General features: G+C 59.2%; 18 protein-coding genes. 8 read left to right on the top strand and 10 right to left on the bottom strand.

Annotation, left to right across the window (positions count from 1 at the left end):
* Together F8N96_RS33730 and F8N96_RS33725 are read left to right on the top strand one after the other, a co-directional pair.
* Nucleotides 1-204, top strand: a 204-nt coding sequence (locus tag F8N96_RS33730; RefSeq protein ID WP_412071837.1) for a c-type cytochrome, incomplete at its 5' end; no start/stop codon positions are given.
* 87 nt (nt 205-291) lie between these two features.
* On the top strand, nt 292-1,074 hold the full coding sequence (locus F8N96_RS33725) for a TSUP family transporter (RefSeq protein WP_150801462.1): 783 nt from the start codon (nt 292-294) through the stop codon (nt 1,072-1,074).
* Between the two features lie 8 nt (nt 1,075-1,082).
* On the opposite strand, the gene dsdC is transcribed toward F8N96_RS33725, so the two are convergent.
* From dsdC to F8N96_RS33695, 6 genes are all read right to left on the bottom strand, one after another.
* On the bottom strand, nt 1,083-2,054 hold the full coding sequence (gene dsdC, locus F8N96_RS33720) for a DNA-binding transcriptional regulator DsdC (protein WP_150801461.1): 972 nt from the start codon (nt 2,052-2,054) through the stop codon (nt 1,083-1,085).
* Nucleotides 2,055-2,215: 161 nt separating this feature from the next.
* Nucleotides 2,216-3,568, bottom strand: a complete 1,353-nt coding sequence (gene dsdA, locus F8N96_RS33715; RefSeq protein WP_150801460.1) for a D-serine ammonia-lyase — start codon at nt 3,566-3,568, stop codon at nt 2,216-2,218.
* A 44-nt stretch (nt 3,569-3,612) separates the two neighbouring features.
* Nucleotides 3,613-4,953 (bottom strand): gluconate:H+ symporter, encoded by a 1,341-nt coding sequence (locus tag F8N96_RS33710; protein ID WP_150801459.1) that lies wholly within the window; start codon nt 4,951-4,953, stop codon nt 3,613-3,615.
* A gap of 127 nt (nt 4,954-5,080) precedes the next feature.
* Entirely contained in the window at nt 5,081-5,575 is a 495-nt protein-coding gene (locus F8N96_RS33705; protein WP_224789568.1) for a cytosine permease, read from the bottom strand.
* A gap of 293 nt (nt 5,576-5,868) precedes the next feature.
* Nucleotides 5,869-6,852 (bottom strand): MDR family oxidoreductase, encoded by a 984-nt coding sequence (locus F8N96_RS33700; RefSeq protein ID WP_150801458.1) that lies wholly within the window; start codon nt 6,850-6,852, stop codon nt 5,869-5,871.
* A gap of 46 nt (nt 6,853-6,898) precedes the next feature.
* Nucleotides 6,899-7,525, bottom strand: a complete 627-nt coding sequence (locus tag F8N96_RS33695) for a TetR/AcrR family transcriptional regulator (protein ID WP_150801457.1) — start codon at nt 7,523-7,525, stop codon at nt 6,899-6,901.
* A 351-nt stretch (nt 7,526-7,876) separates the two neighbouring features.
* Between F8N96_RS33695 and F8N96_RS33690 the strand changes: the two genes are divergently transcribed.
* Nucleotides 7,877-9,460: an ABC-F family ATP-binding cassette domain-containing protein gene (locus F8N96_RS33690; protein WP_150801456.1), complete on the top strand. Its 1,584-nt coding sequence runs from the start codon at nt 7,877-7,879 to the stop codon at nt 9,458-9,460.
* A gap of 6 nt (nt 9,461-9,466) precedes the next feature.
* Here F8N96_RS33690 and F8N96_RS33685 read toward each other — a convergent pair whose 3' ends face one another.
* Nucleotides 9,467-9,805, bottom strand: coding sequence for a hypothetical protein (locus F8N96_RS33685; protein WP_150801455.1), 339 nt, complete (start codon nt 9,803-9,805; stop codon nt 9,467-9,469).
* Between the two features lie 450 nt (nt 9,806-10,255).
* Here F8N96_RS33685 and F8N96_RS33680 point away from each other — a divergent pair, with 450 nt between their 5' ends.
* The 5 genes from F8N96_RS33680 to F8N96_RS33660 are packed head-to-tail and all read left to right on the top strand — an operon-like array spanning nt 10,256 to nt 15,288.
* A complete protein-coding gene (locus tag F8N96_RS33680; RefSeq protein ID WP_150801454.1) occupies nt 10,256-11,722 on the top strand; it encodes a c-type cytochrome in 1,467 nt (488 codons plus the stop codon).
* A gap of 50 nt (nt 11,723-11,772) precedes the next feature.
* Nucleotides 11,773-13,548 (top strand): cytochrome c oxidase subunit I, encoded by a 1,776-nt coding sequence (ctaD, locus tag F8N96_RS33675; RefSeq protein WP_150801467.1) that lies wholly within the window; start codon nt 11,773-11,775, stop codon nt 13,546-13,548.
* Nucleotides 13,545-14,237 carry a cytochrome c oxidase subunit 3 gene (locus F8N96_RS33670; protein WP_150801453.1) on the top strand — a complete coding sequence of 231 codons (693 nt, stop codon included), beginning with the start codon at nt 13,545-13,547 and terminating at the stop codon, nt 14,235-14,237. Before ctaD ends, F8N96_RS33670 begins: the two co-directional genes overlap by 4 nt.
* Before the next feature lie 6 nt (nt 14,238-14,243).
* Nucleotides 14,244-14,957, top strand: coding sequence for a heme-copper oxidase subunit III family protein (locus F8N96_RS33665; protein ID WP_150801452.1), 714 nt, complete (start codon nt 14,244-14,246; stop codon nt 14,955-14,957).
* A gap of 13 nt (nt 14,958-14,970) precedes the next feature.
* Nucleotides 14,971-15,288, top strand: coding sequence for a cytochrome C oxidase subunit IV family protein (locus tag F8N96_RS33660; RefSeq protein WP_150801451.1), 318 nt, complete (start codon nt 14,971-14,973; stop codon nt 15,286-15,288).
* A 48-nt stretch (nt 15,289-15,336) separates the two neighbouring features.
* On the opposite strand, the gene F8N96_RS33655 is transcribed toward F8N96_RS33660, so the two are convergent.
* The 3 genes from F8N96_RS33655 to F8N96_RS33645 form a co-directional block, all read right to left on the bottom strand.
* Nucleotides 15,337-15,897, bottom strand: coding sequence for a magnesium transporter (locus F8N96_RS33655; protein WP_150801450.1), 561 nt, complete (start codon nt 15,895-15,897; stop codon nt 15,337-15,339).
* A gap of 336 nt (nt 15,898-16,233) precedes the next feature.
* The gene (locus F8N96_RS33650; protein WP_150801449.1) at nt 16,234-19,194 is read right to left on the bottom strand and encodes a DUF6701 domain-containing protein; all 2,961 of its coding nucleotides are present in this window, start codon (nt 19,192-19,194) and stop codon (nt 16,234-16,236) included.
* Nucleotides 19,191-19,562, bottom strand: a complete 372-nt coding sequence (locus tag F8N96_RS33645; RefSeq protein WP_224794172.1) for a hypothetical protein — start codon at nt 19,560-19,562, stop codon at nt 19,191-19,193. The genes F8N96_RS33650 and F8N96_RS33645 overlap by 4 nt, the downstream gene beginning before the upstream one ends.
* Nucleotides 19,563-19,589: the final 27 nt, after the last annotated feature.

Here is a 19,589-nt window from a genome sequence, read left to right as displayed (position 1 = left end):
CACGCGATCGATCATAAGGTCGTCGGCCCGGCCTATCACGAGGTGGCGGCCAAGTATGCCAATGACCCGCAGGCACTGGCCAAGGTAACGTCCAGCATCCAGCGCGGCAGTACCGGCAAATGGGGGGCGATCCCCATGCCGCCGTTCGCGCAGTTGAGTGCGGACGACCTGCACAGTGTGGCGACTTTCATTCTGCACCAGTAATCCCGGTCCCGGCCCGGCCGGTACCTGAGGGTACCGACCGCCCCGGGCGTGCGGCCAGAACAACAACCGATCCCGGCAGGATGATCCATGGAACTACACTCAGAACTGCAATCGCTGCTCATCATTCTTGTCGCGGTGGCCGTTGGCAGCTACCTGCAAGCGTTCACCGGGTTCGCACTGGGCATTGTGGTACTGGCGATTGCCGTACTCACCCACGCCGCCCCCATCGCTACCGTCGCCACCACCATCACCATCGTCGCGTTGCCCGGCATCGTCATCGCCCTGTCTCGCCACTGGCGGCACATCGATCGGGCATCGTTCCTCCAGACGTTCGTTGGCGTGGTACCGGGCACGCTACTGGGTCTGTGGTCACTGGGGATCATGGGCGAAGAGCATACCGCGCTGCTGCAACTGTTGCTGGGCGGACTGATCGTGGCCGGCGGTATCGCCTTGTTTATCAAACCACGTCCTCATCCATCCCGCTCAAGCCGCATGAGCTTCGTCATGATGGGGGTGCTCGGCGGCCTGTTGGGTGGCCTGTTCAGCGTACCGGGGCCGCCGATGATCTATCACTACTATCGTCAACCGGTGTCCATCCAGGCCATCCGCACCAGCTTGCTGGCGCTGTCCGGCGCCATGGCCCTGGTCCGCTTGATCATGCAGGGCCTGCAGGGGGAATTGAACGCAGAGGTCATGTCGCTGGGCATGCTGTCGATCCCGGTCGCCATGCTGGCCAGCTGGCTGTATGTGCGTTTTCCGCCGCAACTCTCCGACCTGAGCATGCGTCGCGGTGCCTTCGCCCTGTTTGTCGCGATGGGCAGTTTCATCCTGCTCACCGCGATGCTACCGAGCAGCCTGGCCGCCCCGTGAAACAGCGCTCATCCGAGCAGGTCTTCGTTCGCACCCAGGGGGGATGATTGACTGGCGCACTCGCGCAACCAGTTCATGAACACCAGCAATCGTTTGGGGATGGTGTCGAGCGGCGGGTGGACCAGATAATAATCATAGTGGCCCGAGCGGCTGAAACCGGCGAGGGGAAGCACCAGTTCGCCGCGATCGACGCGCTTCTGCACCAGCTGTTGACGGCCAATCGCGATACCGGCGTGGTTCATGGCTGCCGTCACACTCAAATCGGAGCGATCGAAGGTCAAGGTGCGTTTGGGCAGTGCCGCGAGCAGGTTGTGCTGCTCTGCCCAGAGCGTCCACTCTGCATCATAGGCCGCATGATCCCAGGCCAGGGAGTCATGCAAGGTGGTGCAGTGCCGCAAGTTCTGCGGGTTTTCCGCCAGGCGATGGCGTCGCGCATAGTCGGGACTGCACACGGGGGCCAGTTGTTCTTGCATCAATCGATGGCTCGTCAGACCGGGGAATTCGCCGTTGGCGTAGTACAGGGCCAAGTCGATTTTGCGGGTCCGGAAGTCGACATTGTCATTGCCTACTCGCAGGTCCAGTGACACCAGGGGGTAACGGTCGACAAAGTCCGCCAGCCGCGGTACCAGCCAGCATTGGGCGATGGAAGGCCTTACGTAGAGCGCGATGGAGCCAGCCACTTCAGCTTGTGACGATTGCTCAAGAGCTTCGGACAATTCCCCCATCGCATTCTGCAGTATTTCGAAGATCCGTTCGCCTTCATCAGTCAGGCTGACCTGCCGGGTCAGGCGCTGGAACAGTTTCATGGCCAACGCGGTTTCCAGCCGGCTTATGCGGTGGCTCACTGCGCTGGCGGTCAAACACAGTTCCTCCGCCGCACGGGCGAAGCTCAGGTGACGGGCGGCTACCAGAAAGGTGTGAAGGTTCGCAAACTGGCTGCTGTTGAGCCTGGAACTGATACGAGGAGGAAGGTTGAGCACGACAGTTTTCCCTCGAGCACAAAAGCCGCGGGTGCAGGACGCATTTGCAGCGGTCAAACGTACCCGGATGCGGCAAGTCGTTCATCTTGCCACATCCGGTTTTGCCCTTGAATCAGCGTGTACCCGGGTGCATCCCTGCCGCGCGGATACCTATTGCCCGATCAACCCTTGCCGAGCAATGCACGGCCCTTGGCCAGATACGCGTCCATCTCGTCGCCAGGCACCATGTTGCCGCCGGTTGCCCAGACCAGATGGGTGGCTTGCACCATGGCCTGCTCGTCCAGGCCCGCGCGGGCCAGGTAGCCTTGCCGGTCGGCATGGACTCGGGCAATGCCGGGCACGCCGGCGAGCGCGGACGGTTCGAGGCGCATACCTTCACAGCGCTCCAGCAGAGCCAGCAAGCTGTACATTTCCTCGTCGCTGACGGTGTAGAAACCATCGAGCAAGCGCTGCATGGCCTTGCCGACAAAACCTGAAGCGCGGCCGACGGCCAGGCCGTCGGCAGCCGTCACGTTGTCAATGCCGAAGTCTTGCACGCTCACTTCGTCGTGCAGCCCGGTATAGACGCCCAGCAGCATGCAGGGCGAGTGAGTGGGCTCGGCGAAGATGCAGTGGACGGCGTCGCCGAAGGCCAGCTTCAGGCCGAAGGCCACGCCGCCCGGCGCGCCACCGACGCCACAGGGCAGGTAGACAAACAATGGATGTTGCGCATCCACGGTGATATGGGCCTGCGCCAATTGCGTTTTCAGGCGCTCGGCGGCTACCGAGTAGCCCAGGAACAGGTTGACCGAGTTTTCATCGTCCACAAAATGGCAGGCGGGATCGGACTCCGCTTGTTGGCGGCCTTGCGCAACGGCCACGCTGTAATCGGAGGCGTACTCGACAACCGTGACGCCGTGCGAGCGCAACTTGTCCTTCTTCCATTGGCGCGCGTCCGCCGACATGTGCACGGTCACCTGGAAGCCCAGCGCAGCGCCCATGATGCCGATGGACATGCCGAGGTTACCGGTCGAGCCGACGGCAATTTTATACTGGCCGAAAAACGCCCGCGCCTTATCGCTGTCCAGCACGGCGTAGTCGTCGTCAAGGGTCAGCAGATTGCCGGCCAGCGCCAGGTCCTCGGCATGCTTGAGCACTTCATAGATACCGCCGCGCGCCTTGATGGAGCCCGAAATGGGTAGATGGCTGTCCCGCTTGAGCCACAGCGCCCCGGCCAATGCCTGGCCGTAGCGCTCGCTCAGCGCTTGCTGCAGGTGTGGCACCGGCACCACGTCTGACTCGATGATGCCGCCACTGCCTTGGGTTTGCGGGAACGCACGGCAAAGGTAAGAAGCAAAGCGCGTCAGGCGAGCGCTGGCATCGGCGACGTCGTCGGCCGTCAACCCTGCATCGCTGATCGATTCCGCGACCGGAGCCACGGCAGGATTGAACCAGGTGGTTTCTTGCAGCGCGACCAGATCGCGAATCAAAGGATGACTGGCGTACCAGCTTTCAAGTGTTTTTCCCAAAATCATGACGTGGTCCTTCTAAACAGATAAGGCTGAAAATACAGGTTGATTCAAACGAAGTTCGACAGCAGCAGGGTCAGCCCCAGCGCGACCAGGGACGCCAGTACGGTGGCCAGGGTGAATTTCTTCAAGGCTTCGGCGAGGGAGACACCCAGGTATTCCTTGACCACCCAGAAGGCGGAGTCCGTCACATGGGTCCAGCCAATGGCGCCGGCGCCGATGGCAATGCAGATGATTTCCTTGCTCACGGCGGGATGCGCGCCCAGCATCGGCAGCACCATGCCAGCCGCGCTGATCATTGCCACTGTCGCCGAGCCGACGGCGAAGTGCATCAACCCGGCCACCAACCACGCAAGGACGATGGGGTTCATGTTCAATTGCGTCAACGAACCGGCCAGCGCGTTACCCACGCCGCTGTCGACCAGGATGCCGTTGAATGCCCCGCCAGCACCGATGATCAGCAGAATGCTGGCCAGTGGGGGAAAGCTCTTCTGAGTGTGCGCGAGCAAGTCAGGCATCGATAAGCCGCGGCGCAGGCCCAGCGCCCAATAGGCGAACACCACCGCAATGGACAGGGCAATCAGTGGCGTGCCCAGGAACGAAATGACACTGAGTGCGCCCGAGTCATGGGGCAGGGCGGTCGCGAGGCTTTTCCCTACCATCAGCAGCAGTGGCAACAGGATGGTCAGCAGCGTCAAGCCGAGGCCTGGCAAGTCCCGGGTCGTGCTGTCGTCGCAATGTTCGTCCAGAAACGCCGCTTGAGTTTCAGGCGCTTCACTCTTGCAGACCAGCTTGATCCACAGCGGCCCGGCAATGATGGCGGTCGGCAGCGCGACAATGAGGCCGTACACGATGACCTTGCCCACATCGGCGCCCAGCATCCCGCTAATCGCCATGGCTGCAGGGTGCGGGGGCAACATGCAATGAACGGCCATCAGCGACACGGCCAAGGGCACGCCCAGGTACAGCAGGTTGATCCTGGTCTCTTTCGCGACCACATAGATCAGCGGAATGAGCAGGACGAATCCAACCTCGAAGAACACGGGGATGCCCGCAATGAACCCGACGAGCATCATGGCCCATGAAGCACGCTCTTTACCCATGGCGCTCAATAGCGTGCGGGCGATGCGTTCCGCGCCACCGGACTCTTCGAGCATTTTTCCGAGTATGGCGCCAAGGCCTATGACCGTTGCCAGGAACCCGAGTGTTCCGCCGACACCTTTTTCATAGGAAGAGGCCATTTGCGCCAGTGGCATGCCTGAACCGATCCCCACCACAAAACTCGCTGCGGTCAAGGCCAGGAAGGCGTGGACGCGAACTTTGACGATGAGAAAAACGATCAGAAAGATGGCGCAAAACAACACCAGCAATAAAGTGGGACCGCTGTGCATGGTATCTCCTGGAAGAGCTTTTATTGTTGAAATCAGTGATAGGGATCACTGGCTTCGCGGCATTAGAGGCCACTCTTCAGGGACTGACAAAGGATGGATTATCAAGGTATGGATGACGTGGGATCATCTATGAGGGGAAGGGCAAGGGGCTCCTGCCAGCTTGATGACCTGCCGCTTCACCAGGTAGTTTGATGAAGTTGACCGGAAGGCCCCAGAAGTTGCCCTTTTTCATCACGGATTCGCTCTTGGCAAAGCGTGACGTCTGTACCCCGTACCAGACGATGCCGACGATCCCGCGCACGGTCGCTGCCAGATTGGCGCCCATCACGCCGAAGGACAGGCGCGCGACCACTGGAAACGGAATGCCGTACTTTTGCGACGGCCTGCCGATCAGGTTCATCAGAAAGTAGACAATCTTGATCCCGACCGTCATCGACAGCAGCACCTGCCAGCCCGCCAGCCCCAGAAAGAACAGGCTGGCGGCAAAGGTATAGCCGCCGACCGAGTGCACGTCGGACATCCACATCGCGAACAGGCTGAACGTTCCCCAGGTTCGCCCCTCTGGCTGTGTGGGGACGAGGTCCTGGTTGCAGAGCTGGGAGAGGGCGCTCGGGATAACCACGCTCAAATTAGTGTGCCCGTATTTCCCGCAGGATGAGAACACGACTCCAAAACTGATAATAGCTACCTATACTGGAGCCATGAACGATTCTGGAACCTCCAGGCTGAAGCCAGTGCTGGCGGCGCTGGTGCAGCAGTTCATGGGGTTTAAACCCAGTTGAGTCTCACCACGAAAACGCCTCATCCGTAGGAGCGAGCTTGCTCCGGGCGGCGTTCCGACGATGGACTCCAGAACACCGCGGTTATCCAGCAATCACGCGTTATCGTTGGCGACCATCGCGAGCAAGCTTGCTCCTACACATCCATTGCCACCACCAGACGTCCTCGTACCTGGCCAGCCAACAGTTGCCGGGCCATCGGTATAATGTCTTTGAGCGCGACCGTCTGGGTGATCCGCTCGAGCAGTTGGCGGTCCAGATCGCGATCCAGCCGATTCCAGGCGTCGATCCGGTCCTGCCGTGGGCGCATCACGCTATCGATACCGGCCAGGGTGATCCCGCGCAGAATGAAGGGGGCCACGCTGGCAGGGAAGTCCATCCCCTGGGCCAGTCCGCAGGCGGCGACTGCACCACCGTAGCGGGTGGCGGCACAGGCATTGGCCAGGGTGTGGCTGCCCACGGAATCGATCACGCCCGCCCAACGTTCCTTGACCATGGGTTTGCCCGGCTCGCTCAAGCTGGCACGGTCGATGATGTCGCTGGCGCCCAGCGCCTTGAGGTAGTCCGACTCCTGCGGTCGGCCGGTGGACGCGACGACCTGATAGCCCAGGCCGCTCAATAGCGCGATGGCGAAACTGCCGACCCCGCCGTTGGCGCCGGTCACCAGGACCTCGCCATTGCCGGGCGTGACACCCTGGCGTTCCAGGGCCATGACGCAGAGCATGGCAGTGTAGCCGGCGGTACCGATGGCCATGGCCTGTGCCGCGGTGAATCCGGCGGGCAGGGGGATCAACCAGTCGCCGTTGAGTCGTGCCTTCTGCGCGAGGCCGCCCCAATGATTTTCACCCACGCCCCAACCATTGAGCAGGACCTGATCGCCGGCCTTGTAGGCCGCGTTGTTGCTGTGCTCGACGGTTCCGGCCAGGTCGATGCCGGGGACCATCGGAAACTTGCGCACCACCGGGCCCTTGCCGGTGATGGCCAGGGCATCCTTGTAGTTCAGGGTGCTGTAGTGAACGCGTACCGTGACGTCACCCTCGGGCAACTGCGCCTCTTGCAGCTGCTGAAGGTTGGCGCGATAACCCGCGTCGTCTTTCTCAATCAGAATGGCGTCAAACATCGCTCTGCTCCTTTTAGACTGATCGTCTACAAATAGTGCAAAAAAGTCAGGCTCTAAGTCCTGACAAGAAACCGCGCAGGAAAATATCCAACGGATGAGTGTTGCCAGTCAGGCGCGCGCGCAGTACCGCACCCTCCCAACCGATCCAGAAAAACGCCGCCTGGTCCTCGCAATCCACCGCCGGGTCCAATTCGCCGCAGTCCTTGGCCACTTGCAGGCACCGACTCAAGCGTGTTTGCCAGGAGATGATCACAGCGTCCAGGCGTTGTTTAAAGCTGGCCGGCAGCAGGGTCACTTCCTGGCCCAGGTTACCCACCAGGCAGCCACGCCTGAATTCATACTTGGTCATGCCGCGTTTGGCGTCTTCGACGAAGGCGGCTACCCGTTGCAGCGGCGTCAGGTCTTCATTGAGGAAATGCCGATCCAGGCGCCGTGCGAAATAGTCGGCATAGTTGTCCAGCACGGCATGCCCGAAGGCTTCCTTGCTTTCGAAGTAATAGTAGAACGAGCCTTTGGGCACACCGACCTGCGCGAGCAGCAAATCGATGCCGGTACTCATGAAGCCCTGCTCGGTCAGCAGGGCGGTACCGCTACGAATCAACGCATTGCGGGTGTCGGGATTGGTGCGGGGGCTTTTCGGCGGACGCCCGCGGCGTTTAGGCAAGTCGGTCATGGCATGAATATAGACCGATCGTTTATTAATGCAAGCTGAAAAAAAGATCCGTGCCTGATGTAGGTCAAATGTGTCGATGCAGACGTCCGGACGCAATGAGCGTGGCAACTAACCGGCGAACCACTTTGGCGACCAGGGCACTGGCCAGCGAGCTGTCCCGCAGTTCGACCAGCCAGTGAAAACGCCTTCCAGTCTCCTGACTGGGCATCGAGCCCGGTCCAGTCTTTGCGTGACAAACCGATTTTGATACGGCACGTCTGGTCGAGTACATTGGCCCTCGGTGCCGGATGCTGTTGCGCACCATCAGGGAGTGGTTCAGTGCCTATCGGGCCGATTGTTCAAGGACGCGTCATGACTCAACGGTTACTTCAACTTGATCAAGTGTCGTTCAACCTGCCCGACGGGCGCATGCTGTTCGAGCACTTGAACCACACCTTCAGTACCAGGGCCAGCGGCATCGTGGGCGCCAATGGCTGTGGCAAGTCCTTGCTTGGCCGGCTCCTGACGGGGGAGCAACTGCCCACCGGCGGCATCGTCCGTCGCGAAGGGCAGGTTTACGCCGTGGCGCAGTTACTGGAGCCCGAGCGCTATCCCAGCGTTGCCGCGCTGGCCGGGGTCGCCCCTATTCTGGCGGCGCTGGATCGCATTGCCCAAGGCAGCGTCGACGATGACGACCATTCGCTGGCGGTCGACCAATGGGATTGCGCCACACGCCTCGAGGCGCAACTGCAGCAGATCGGCCTGGGCCATTTGAATGCCGACTCGCGCACCGACGCCCTCAGTGGCGGCGAACGGCAACGGGTGGCGCTGTTGGGGGCGTGGTTATCCCGGGCCGACTGGCTCATTCTGGATGAGCCCAGCAACCATCTGGATATCGAGCAGCAACACAAGCTTGCGCAGCAGATCGATCGCTGGCCCAACGGCCTGGTGTTGATCAGTCACGACCGGGGTCTTTTGGAGCACGTAAACGAAATTGTCGAGCTTTCGCCATTGGGGCTGGCGGCCTATGGCGGCAACTACAGTCAGTATGCGGCGGCGCGCGAGCAGGAACAGCAGGCGTTCCAGTCGGCATTGCAAGGGGAGCGGGCACAGGCCAGGCGCGAGCAACGTGAGATGGCCGTGCAGATGGAACGTCAGCAACGGCGTAATGCCCGCGGCGACCGTCAGGCCCGCGACGGCAATCAGACCAAACTGATCACCAATGCCCAGAAAGAGCGCAGTGAAAACAGTCAGGGAAAATTGCGCCTCAATCAACAGGTGGCCCGGGAGCAGCAACAACAACGTATCGACGAGGCCCGGGCGCGCTGTGCGCCAGACATTCAGCGCATGATGCAGTCCCCGGAAAGCATGGTGCCCAATGGCAGGCTGATATTGCAGCTCAACGACGTCGTGCTGCCGTTCGGTCACACGGCGCCGGTCAATCTGACGCTGACGGGGCCGATGCGCATGGCGATCCTGGGCGTCAACGGCAGCGGCAAGTCGACCCTCTTGCGAGTGATCGCCGGCCAGCTGCCGATGCGCGAAGGCGAGCTCATACGCAGTTGCCAGGTCGGCTGGCTGGATCAGCACGCCGGATTACAGCATCCCGAACGAACAGCGTTGCAATGGCTTCATGAGAGTAATCCGCAGTTGCCCGAGGCCGAGGCGCGAACCCGGCTGGCCCAGATGGGGATTGATGCGGGCCGTGCGATGCTCAAGACTTGCCAATTGAGCGGTGGCGAACGCCTGAAAATAGCCCTGGCTGCGCAGCTATACGCACAGCGCCCCCCGCAATTGCTGTTGCTGGACGAGCCGGATAACCATTTGGATCTGCCCAGTAGAATCGCGCTGGAGCAGATGCTCAATCAGTACCAAGGGGCATTGATCGTGGTCTCCCACGACAGCGCGTTCTTACAGGCCATTCATCTGGATGCCGAACTCCATCTCAACAGCTAGAGGTGGCTACTCAAGCAACTGATCAATCAAAATCGCGTTGCTATAGATCAAGCTTCCATCACTCGCGCGATGCCCGACCAAATGGAACTGGCCGCGCTCGAGGTGTATATAGACGCGCATCTGGCAGTCGGACAAAGGTCCGTATCCCTCTGGCAATTTCAATTCCAGCGTGTTCATGTCGACATCGACCATGGCTTCGGGCTCATGGGTTTTCTGCAGGCGTTCTTCAGCTTGCTCCAGACCCAGATGGAGTGGGCCATCGACGTAAAAATGGATTTCACCTGTCGGGGTCGGCTTTGGTTCTCCGTTGACTTTGCACCAGCCTTCGATCGTCAAGGCACTCATGGCGAAATCTCCGTTGTGGACGGCTGGACGGCTGGACGCTATCGCTGTTGGCCGTCGATTGTCTGACTGCTATGCATAGGCGAGGATCTTTGCGGGCGCTGTTAACCGATCTTTGCCTTCCGTAATCCGACTTTGATTATAGCTGGCAACCGGACCTCGTTTGCCCGACGTGTCGTTCAGGCGAGATGTGTTGCTCATTAGTTACAGTTATATATAGCGAATAGGTTTCAAGTGAACAAGTTGACGCTGAAGTCGGAATATCCAGGCAGCAAGGCTTTTTTGGAAAAGCGCTGGTTCCGGCCATGAACTATACTTCCTGCGGACTTTGCCACGAAGACAGGTGGTAGTTGTCTAGCCTGTTTTGGCGTCAGATCAGTATTGATTTGACGATGTTGTTCTGTGGCGATGCTGATGCATGCCGATGAGTAACAGGAATAGGATGAAAGTAAAATGGCAATGGCAATTATTCTTGTACTAATCGTTATTGCATCCGTGCTGTTCCATCTACTAGCGCCTTGGCATGCGACACCGGCAGCTTCCAACTGGGGATCCATAGACACCACCCTGTTCATCACCCTGATCATCAGCGGAATATTTTTCATCGCCATCACGGTATTCATGGCAGTCGCGGTGATGCGTTATCGTCACAAGGAGGGTGCCAGGGCGGCCTACCAGCCAGAAAATAAAAAGTTGGAAACATGGTTGATCATCGTGACCTCGGTAGGTATTGCTGCGATGTTGGCGCCGGGCCTGGTGGTTTACAGTGACTTCATCCGGGTGCCGAACAATGCTTATGAGCTTGAAGTGGTCGCCCAGCAGTGGCAGTGGGCCTTTCGTTTTCCTGGCCAGGACGGGAAGCTGGGAAAATCGGATATCAAGTTTGTTGATTTCACCAATCCCCTCGGCCTTGACCCCAAGGATCCTGTTGGGCAAGACGATGTCATTATAAGAAACAATGAAGTTCACCTTCCGCTCGATCAGCCAGTGAAAGTTTTACTGCGTTCCAAAGATGTGCTGCACAATTTCTACGTGCCGCAAATTCGCAGCAAGATGGACATGGTGCCGGGGATGGTGTCGTACTTTTGGTTTACGCCGACAAAAATCGGTAAATATGAAGTCCTTTGCGCTGAATATTGTGGCGTAGGTCATTACAACATGCGCGGCCAGATGATCGTGGAAGAGCAGGGGGTCTTCGATCAATGGCTGAACAGCCAACCGACTTTTGCGCAGACATTAACCACAGCTGCCAAACCCAGTCAGGACAGCGTGCTGGAAAAAGGTCGCCAGTTGGTCGAACAATATGGCTGCGGTGCCTGCCATAGCCAGGATGGCAGTCCTCGTCTCGGCCCGGGATGGAAGGGGCTGTACGGCCGCACTGAACAGTTTGCCGATGGCACCAGTGCGCTGGTCGATGAGGCCTACCTGAAAGAGTCGATCCTCGATCCGAAGGCCCGACTGGTCCAGGGCTACCCGCCAGTGATGGTGGCCTATACTCTCACTGAAGATGAACTGGGTGCTGTCGTCGCCCTGATCAAATCACTGGGTGCCGCGCAGCAAGCACCTTCTGCCAGCGACAAGTTGGACAAAGGTGATGACTTGGCGACGCAGGGGCAGCGGCTGGCCGAGTCGCTCGGCTGTCTGGCCTGCCACAGCGTCGACGGCAGCAAGGGTGTCGGCCCCAGCTGGCAGGGCCTGTATGGCGAGACCGTCTCCCTGGCCGACGGTACGAGTATCAAGGCCGACGAGGGCTATTTAAAGGATTCGGTTCTTAATCCGGGCGCCAAAATCGTCAAAGGCTACGCAGCCGTCATGCCGGTCTTTACCCCGAGTGATCAGGAGTTGGACGCACTGATCGCCTTTATCAAATCCAAAGCGAATGCCGACGCCGATGCGAGCAAGGCGGAGCCAGGGAAGTAGCCGTAAAGCAGCCAGGAATGCACCGAAACTTCGAACCGGAGGATGACGTGATGGCTTATGCGGAGCAAGCCGAAACAGAAGCACTGCACGAACCCAAAAGTTTCCTGACCAAATATATCTGGAGTCAGGACCACAAGGTCATCGCCATTCAATATTCCGTGACGGCTATATTCGTGGGCGTTATCGCCGTGGTGCTGTCCGGCTTGATGCGCATACAGATTGGCTTCCCCGGCGCTTTGGAGTTCATGGACGCCAGTGCTTACTATCAGGCGATGACCATGCACGGCATGATCATGGTCATTTACTTGCTGACGGCCTTGTTTCTGGGGGGCTTCGGCAACTATCTGATCCCGCTGATGGTGGGCGCCCGCGACATGGTCTTCCCCTATGTCAACATGCTGAGTTATTGGTTCTACCTGCTGGCGGTAGTGGTGTTGCTCTCCAGTTTCTTTGTCCCTGGCGGTCCCACCGGTTCGGGCTGGACGCTGTATCCGCCACAGTCCATTTCCCAGGGCACACCGGGGGTCGAGTGGGGGATCGTCCTGATGCTCGTCTCCCTGGCGATTTTTATTGTCGCGGCCACCATGGGCGGGTTGAACTACGTCACCACGGTGTTGCAGGCGCGCACGCACGGCATGACATTGTTTCGCATGCCGCTCTCCGTATGGGGCATCTTCATGGCCTCGATCATGGCCTTGCTGGCGTTCCCGGCGTTATTTGTCAGTGCGGTCATGATGCTGTTTGACAAGCTGTTGGGCACCAGCTTCTTTATGCCGGCGATGGTCTCGCTGGGGCAGCAGATCGATCATCAGGGTGGCAGCCCGATATTATTCCAGCACCTGTTCTGGTTCTTCGGCCACCCGGAGGTCTACATCGTTGCGCTCCCTGCGTTCGGTCTGGTTTCCGACTTGATCAGCACGCATGCGCGTAAAAATATCTTCGGCTACCGAATGATGGTGTGGGCCATTATTGCGATTGGCGTACTCAGCTTTGTGGTGTGGGCGCACCATATGTATGTCAGCGGAATGAACCCGTACTTTGGCTTTTTCTTCGCCGTTACCACCTTGATCATCGCGGTGCCGACCGCACTGAAAGTCTACAATTGGGTGCTGACCCTGTGGAAGGGCGACATTCATCTGACCGTGCCGATGCTGTTTGCCCTGGCCTTTATCGTCACCTTCCTGGTCGGCGGCCTGACCGGGTTGTTTCTGGGCAATGTGATCGTGGATATTCCGCTCTCGGACACCTATTTCGTCGTCGCCCATTTTCATATGGTCATGGGCGTCGCGCCGGTGCTGGTGGTGTTCGGCGGCATTTATCACTGGTTCCCGAAAGTCACCGGGCGCATGTTGAACGACACCCTGGGCAAATTGCATTTCTGGATTACCTTTCTGGGCACCTACGCCATCTTCTTCCCCATGCACTACCTGGGATTCCAGGGCATGCCACGCCGTTACTACGCCTATGAAAACTACGCGTTCATCCCGCAGTCGGCGCAAGAGTTGAATGCCTTCATTACGGTGATCGCATTGACCGTCGGCGTTTCGCAGCTGCTGTTCCTGTTCAACCTGGCCTGGAGTGCATTCAAGGGCAAACCCGCAGGCAGTAATCCCTGGGGTGCGGCCAGCTTGGAATGGCAAACGCCCGATACCCCGCCGAAACACGGTAACTGGGGAGCGAAGTTGCCGATCGTGCATCGCTGGGCCTATGACTACAGTGTGCCGGGGATAGAACAGGATTTCGTTCCTCAAACGGTCTCCGCCGAGGAGTTGGAGCAGATGCGGCAACTGAGTGCCGGAACCAGGATAGCGGACGTTAAAACATGAGCAGGTTACTGTTGAGAAACGCCGATGGCGCTGATCCCGGTGGCAGCTGGAATCGCGATCCGGAGGGTATTCAGGCCCCCCAGGGTGCCGATAGAAGCCATATCGCAAGAACGGGCCTGCGCTTGTTCCTGGTCGTGGTGAGTTCGTTATTCTTTCTCTTCCTGATCGCCTTTATTGCCCGTTCACAAATGGCCGACTGGCGACCCCTGACAGAGCCCTTGGCGCCGTTAGCCAATCTCTGGCTGCTATGGCTGAACTCGGCTTTTCTGGTATGCAGTTGCGTCGCACTGCAGTGGTCGCGCATGGCGGCCCGACAGGCTCGACTGGACGCTACGGTGATTGGTTTTGTAGTGGGGGGGGTATTTGCCATTGCCTTTCTGGCGGGACAACTCTGGGTCTGGCAGCAGTTTGTCGCCTGGGGTTATTTCGTCGCCAGCAATCCGGCCAACAGTTTCTTCTACTTGTTGACGGGTATGCATGGGCTCCACCTGCTGGGCGGGTTGATCGCCTGGAGCATAATCGTCGCTAAATTCCTGCGTCGCGTGCCGTTGCCGCAACTCAGCGTCAGCGTAGAGCTCTGCACCATCTATTGGCATTACTTACTGGGCCTTTGGTTCGTGTTATTCGCTTTGCTGGCCAGCACGCCGCAAACCTACGAAGCCATCGCCAGATTCTGCGGCCTGAGGTGAAAAGCCATGGCATTACACCCACTTGCCCCAGGCGAATCCAGTTCATCCAATCCACCAGACTCACCGCCTGCACCGGGATGGCAGGGCATCGCCAGCGACTGGGCCTCGGATAAGGAGGCTTTCAAGCAAGTCCCCTGGGGCAAGGCGATGATGTGGATATTCCTGCTCAGCGATACTTTTGTATTTACCTGCTTCTTGACCGGCTACATGTCGGTGCGCATGACCATCACCACCGCCTGGCCGAACCCCAGTGAAGTGTTCGCCTTGACCATCGGCGGTCAGGCGATCCCACTTGTGTTGATCGCCATCATGACCTTTGTGCTGATCAGTAGCAGCGGCACCATGGCCATGGCAGTCAATTTCGCCTATCGCCGTGATCGTGCGAAAACCACTGCCATGATGCTGGCGACCGCTGCCTTGGGGGTGACCTTCGTCGGCATGCAGGCATTCGAATGGAGCAAGCTCATCGCAGAAGGGGTGCGTCCCTGGGGAAACCCTATGGGGGCGGCGCAGTTTGGTGCCAGCTTTTTCATGATTACCGGTTTCCACGGACTGCATGTATCAATCGGCGTCATCTACCTCACCACCGTGGCGCTGAAAGTATTGCGGGGAGATTATGAGCGTTCCGCAAACTATCAGGTCGTCGAGATAGCCGGGCTTTACTGGCACTTCGTGGACTTGGTGTGGGTGTTTATTTTTGCTTTCTTCTATTTATGGTAGAGGAGCACGGGTGATGGCACATGCTCAGGGTCAGCAACATCCAATCAGCTTGTACCTTAAAATCTGGGGGCTGTTATTCGTCCTCAGCACGCTGTCGTACCTTGTCGATTATTTCCACTTCCATGGTTACCTTAGGTGGACCCTGATTATCACTTTCATGTTGTTGAAGGCAGGTTTAATTGTCTCCATCTTCATGCATATGGCCTGGGAGCGGTTGGCCATGGTCTACGCCATATTGGTGCCACCTTTGTGTTTGCTGGTGCTCGTCGGACTGATGGCCTCCGAGGCGGACTATGTTTTCCTCAGCCGGGTCATTTCCTTCGGCCAATGAGCAGCCTCCAGTAGCTTGCGCTTCCGGATGGCCTTGAATCTGAGGGGGCTAACCCGATATCACTCGCTTGAACTGATGCCATTTGTGTTGCCAGGCTACTGTCCAGTGGGGGGCTGCCGTTCCCGTGCCGGCGATCTTCAGGGCTGGATGATGTTCGATGACCCGATCCAATACCGACTCCTGACCCGGGTCGACATCCACAAAGAAGATATATTTACCCTCGTCTACCACCTGTTTAAAACTGCGGAAATGAGCGTTGGGCACCTGGAACCCCAAAAAACCGCCTTCCCAGATGCAGAAGCCGAATATTACAACCGCAAGGAAGATAAAAGGCACCCAGCCAGCGGCGGATTCGCTCCAGCCCATCCAATGGGCGCCACCCAGCACCAGCGCCGCGAGTATCACGCCGATCACCGCACCAATCTCCCCGGAGTGAACAGCATCTTGCTTCATTAACGAGTTAACCTCGTGAAGGTGATGTTGTTCAACATCAGCAACTTCTTCACTGAGTACATGAATTTGTTCGGAATTGATGCCGCTGGCTTCCAGTTCATTTTCAACGGTTTCAAGATCGTCGAGATTGTCACTGATGTAATAGTGTCGGTTCATGCCACACCTCCCATCTCGCGTTTGCTGTAGACCTCCTCTGTCCTGCAGCTTTAACCGAGATTTGCAGTCGGTATCTGTACCCGTGGGGAACGTTGTACACGTGATGCATTCCGAAAGAAGTATAGCACCCGCTAGCATGAGGGGACGGGCCCCTACAGCCCCTGAGTCAGTTGAGGACTCGACCCGGGGGCTGGACGATGAACGCCTGGCTGAATTGAAGGCAGGCGGTGTCATCGAGCAGCTCGGCGAGCGCTGACAGGCATGGCCTGGCACGCCGCCTTTTGCAGCGCAGTCCATTGTACGACCCAGGTCAACCGGCTTATCGAACCCCGGCGCTTAGCGATAAACCTCCCGGTGAAATATCATCGACGGCGAACCTCGATAGATACCGAATCTGGCCAGGCCCGTTGCCGCCTCGCGGCCCTGGCCATTCCAGTCATAGAAAAGCCAGGACGGCATGGCCGGCAACTGACCGAGAACTGATCCATTGACACCGGGCGGCTGCAGGCGCAACAGGCCCAGGCCAGCGCTCGGTGCGATTAATGTCACCTGGTCATTTGCGTAGTTTTGCTGGCTGAGCTGCCCCGTGTATGAGGTTAGCCCTGGCGCCTGCAAAACGGCTGCCGTGGTGCAGGTATCCAGGCCTTCAACCCGAAAGCTGCCACCTGCGACGTTTTGCCAGGTTTCGATGCTCAAGGGCAGGTCCAGACGCTGAAATTCCGAGCCATGGGCGTTGCCCAGACGCAAGCGGCCGAGACGGACTTCGCTGCCAGGGTTGTTGGCGAAGTCATAGTGATAGGCCGAACAACCATGGCCATCACCAAAACACGCACCATCGCTATCGGTCAATGTCGCAGCGCTGAAGCTCCCGGCAATGGCCGCAATAAATGGCCGGTCATCGGCCAATGGCACGATTGCCGGGGTGTACTGCAGGGTTTCGTTGCTCCAGCGGTAGCTCTGGCTGCCGTCGCCATCGTCGACACCACCTCGCGTCAGACTTGCTCCGCCACTGTTGGTCAGGCGCCCGCTGGCATCCAGGCTGAGCTTGCCGGTAGTAGAGGTGTATGCATCCGGCACCGGTGGCGCCAACCGCCAGAATGCGCCGCGATCATAGTTACGCGTGATGCTGGCGGCGCGATTGAAACCGGTGACCTTCAGGTCAGGCTCTTGCCCGGCGGCAAAAGACATGGGCTGACCCTGATAACTGAAGGACGAGTCACAGCCGGGCCTCAGGCTGGCAGTTGCCTGGACACCCAGATAAGCGGGTATCAAACGTCCGATCAAGCCGCTCTCACCGCCACTGACGGTTTCACCGAAATAGGCATTGGCCAATGGCGTGGCGCGCAGTCGAAATACGCCGACTTCGGAAATGGAAGTGAGGGTCGTCGTCTGGCTACCTGAAGCATGACTGTAGTGAGCCGGCGAGACTGTTCCGTTGTCACCGGGCAGGGGAGCGACCACTTCGCTGGCCAGGGGAATGTCCGTCATTCGGAAATTACGCGTGACGATGTGGTCGCGGCACAACGCAGCCGCCGTCCGGGGCTCGTCGTCCGCCAGCCAGCCGACCGCCTGGATGCGCAGGGGAAACGAATCACCCGCGCGCGCATCGGGGAACACCTTGCAATCGCTATCGACACCCGCAACGCTGCACGTTGAATCGGTCTGCAGGCACAAGCCATAGGGTTTGGCGACGAACACATCGCTCCCGCTCATGCCGAGGCCGGCATCGTTGTTGGCGGCGCGGCCCTGGTAGCTGGCAGTGAGTATCATCTGCCCGGCGTCGTCGTAACGGACGGCAAGGGGCGTGCTGCCGGTGCTGTCGAAGGCCAGGTCCAACTCGCGCGGGCTGCCCGTAACCGGGGTGCCATTGACCAGCACCGGTTGGCTACCCGTACCGGGATCAAGCCAGGCCGAGGTAAAACTCAGTGTGCGGGTGACATCGGAAAAACCCGGCACACAGGCCTGCGAAGTGTCGCTTTTTTTCACGGCGCGCAAGGCAATATTGCTCTGTGGTCGGGCAGAGATCAGGGTCGGCACATCGAACATAAAACCGCTCTCGGCGTAGCCGATCGTACAACCACTGGTGGAGCAGACGACCGGCCCGGTGCTTGCAGGGACCGACGAAACGACAGCCAGGCTTACATTCCCCACGGAGCCGCTGCGCAACGTCGCCTGGGCACTGCCGCCGCTGAAGGTAATGGTGTTACCGCTCATGACCGCGGGCGGTGTGGCTGTCCAACCGCTGGAGGGGCTCAGGGTAATACTGACTGGATCGGCGTACAGGCTGCAGCCGGCGCTGCTGCAGGCACTGATTGTGATTGGCTGCGGATTGCAGGTCAGCGCTGCGCCCGCATAGCTGAAGGCGAAGTGATCGAGGGGCGTGGTCGGCGGCGTAGCCTTGCAACTAGCGTGCACCGGACTGGATGAGCACCCGCCGGTGATGCTGGTGGCGCCGCCCGCCATGACAGTGCCTTCGATACAACTGTCAGTGGCGGTGACAGCGCCGCCGGCCTGGACATTGCTGCCGACAGTGGTGCGGGTGAGGGTGATAGCGTCACCGGCCAGAACACTGCCACCGATGCAGCTGTCGGTAATGGTGATGGCGGCGGCCGCATTGACATCACCCCAGACGCTGCCGCGCACCAGAGTGATAGCGGCCGCGCTGCTGGTCAGGTTGCCAGTCGCCGCGAAATCGGTCGCGGTAATGACACCAGCGGCCAGGACATTGCCGCCGACACTGCCACCGGTAAGCGTTATGGCGCCCGAGTGGCTGGTCAGGTTGCCGGTGACCGAGGCACCCGTGGCCGTAATCGCCCCGCCAGCCTGGGCATTGCCGGCAATCGTGCCGCCAACCAGGGTCATGGCGCCGTTGGTGGTCTGGACTGAGCCTGCCACGGTGGCGTTGGTCATGCTGATTGCGCCATCGGTGGAACTCACCGAAGCACTGAACGTACTGCCGGTACCCACGACCTCAATCAAACCGGCAACGGAGACCAGTGCAATTGTTTTCGTGTGGGTGCCGATCGCGTTGGTGTCCAGTGCAAACCCCTGATTCGCCACCACGGTAATGTTGCCGAAGATCAAGATACTGGTCGCCAATGCGTCCCCGGCACCGAGGGTCATCTGACCACTGCAGGTGAACGTATTGCCACTTTTGCTCCAGCCGCCTGAGCATGGAGCGTTGGTACCCAGCAAGCCAAAGGTATAAGTGCTTGCGGCGTGAGCCAGGCTGGTCAGCGCCAGGCCCGCCAGCAGCACAACGCACAAGCCCCCCCGCATGAAAGCTCGTCTGCTCATGGCGTCTCTTTCTCCAGGGTCGCGGCAAGCTGTCGGTAGGCGTAATCGAAGCGGCTGCCTGGTGTGCCGTTCTGCGCTGTGGAAGTGAAACGGAAGATCTTTGAGGCAGAGCCGTCATTATCCAGATAGCTGTTGCTGCTGCAGGTCACGCCGAGATGGAACCCGGCAAGATTATGGGCGCTCAGGTCGGGCTCTCCCGCCACGCAATTGCCGGTTTTCATCGCCTGGCTGATGCCCCACTCCAGGCCGGCCCGTGCAGCCTGATAGGCCCGTGCTTGCTGGATGGCCAGACTGTTGCTGCCGTGTTGTGCAGCCGACAGGCGCGCCATGGCGATCACCACCAGTGTGACCACAATGAGTAAAAACATGGCCGCCACCAGGCCAAAACCCTGGGC

This window comes from Pseudomonas fluorescens, assembly GCF_902497855.1.
GTDB lineage: Bacteria > Pseudomonadota > Gammaproteobacteria > Pseudomonadales > Pseudomonadaceae > Aquipseudomonas > Aquipseudomonas fluorescens_BI.
The sequence above is the reverse complement of the archived record's forward strand: the minus strand, read 5'-3'. Positions and strand labels throughout refer to the sequence as shown.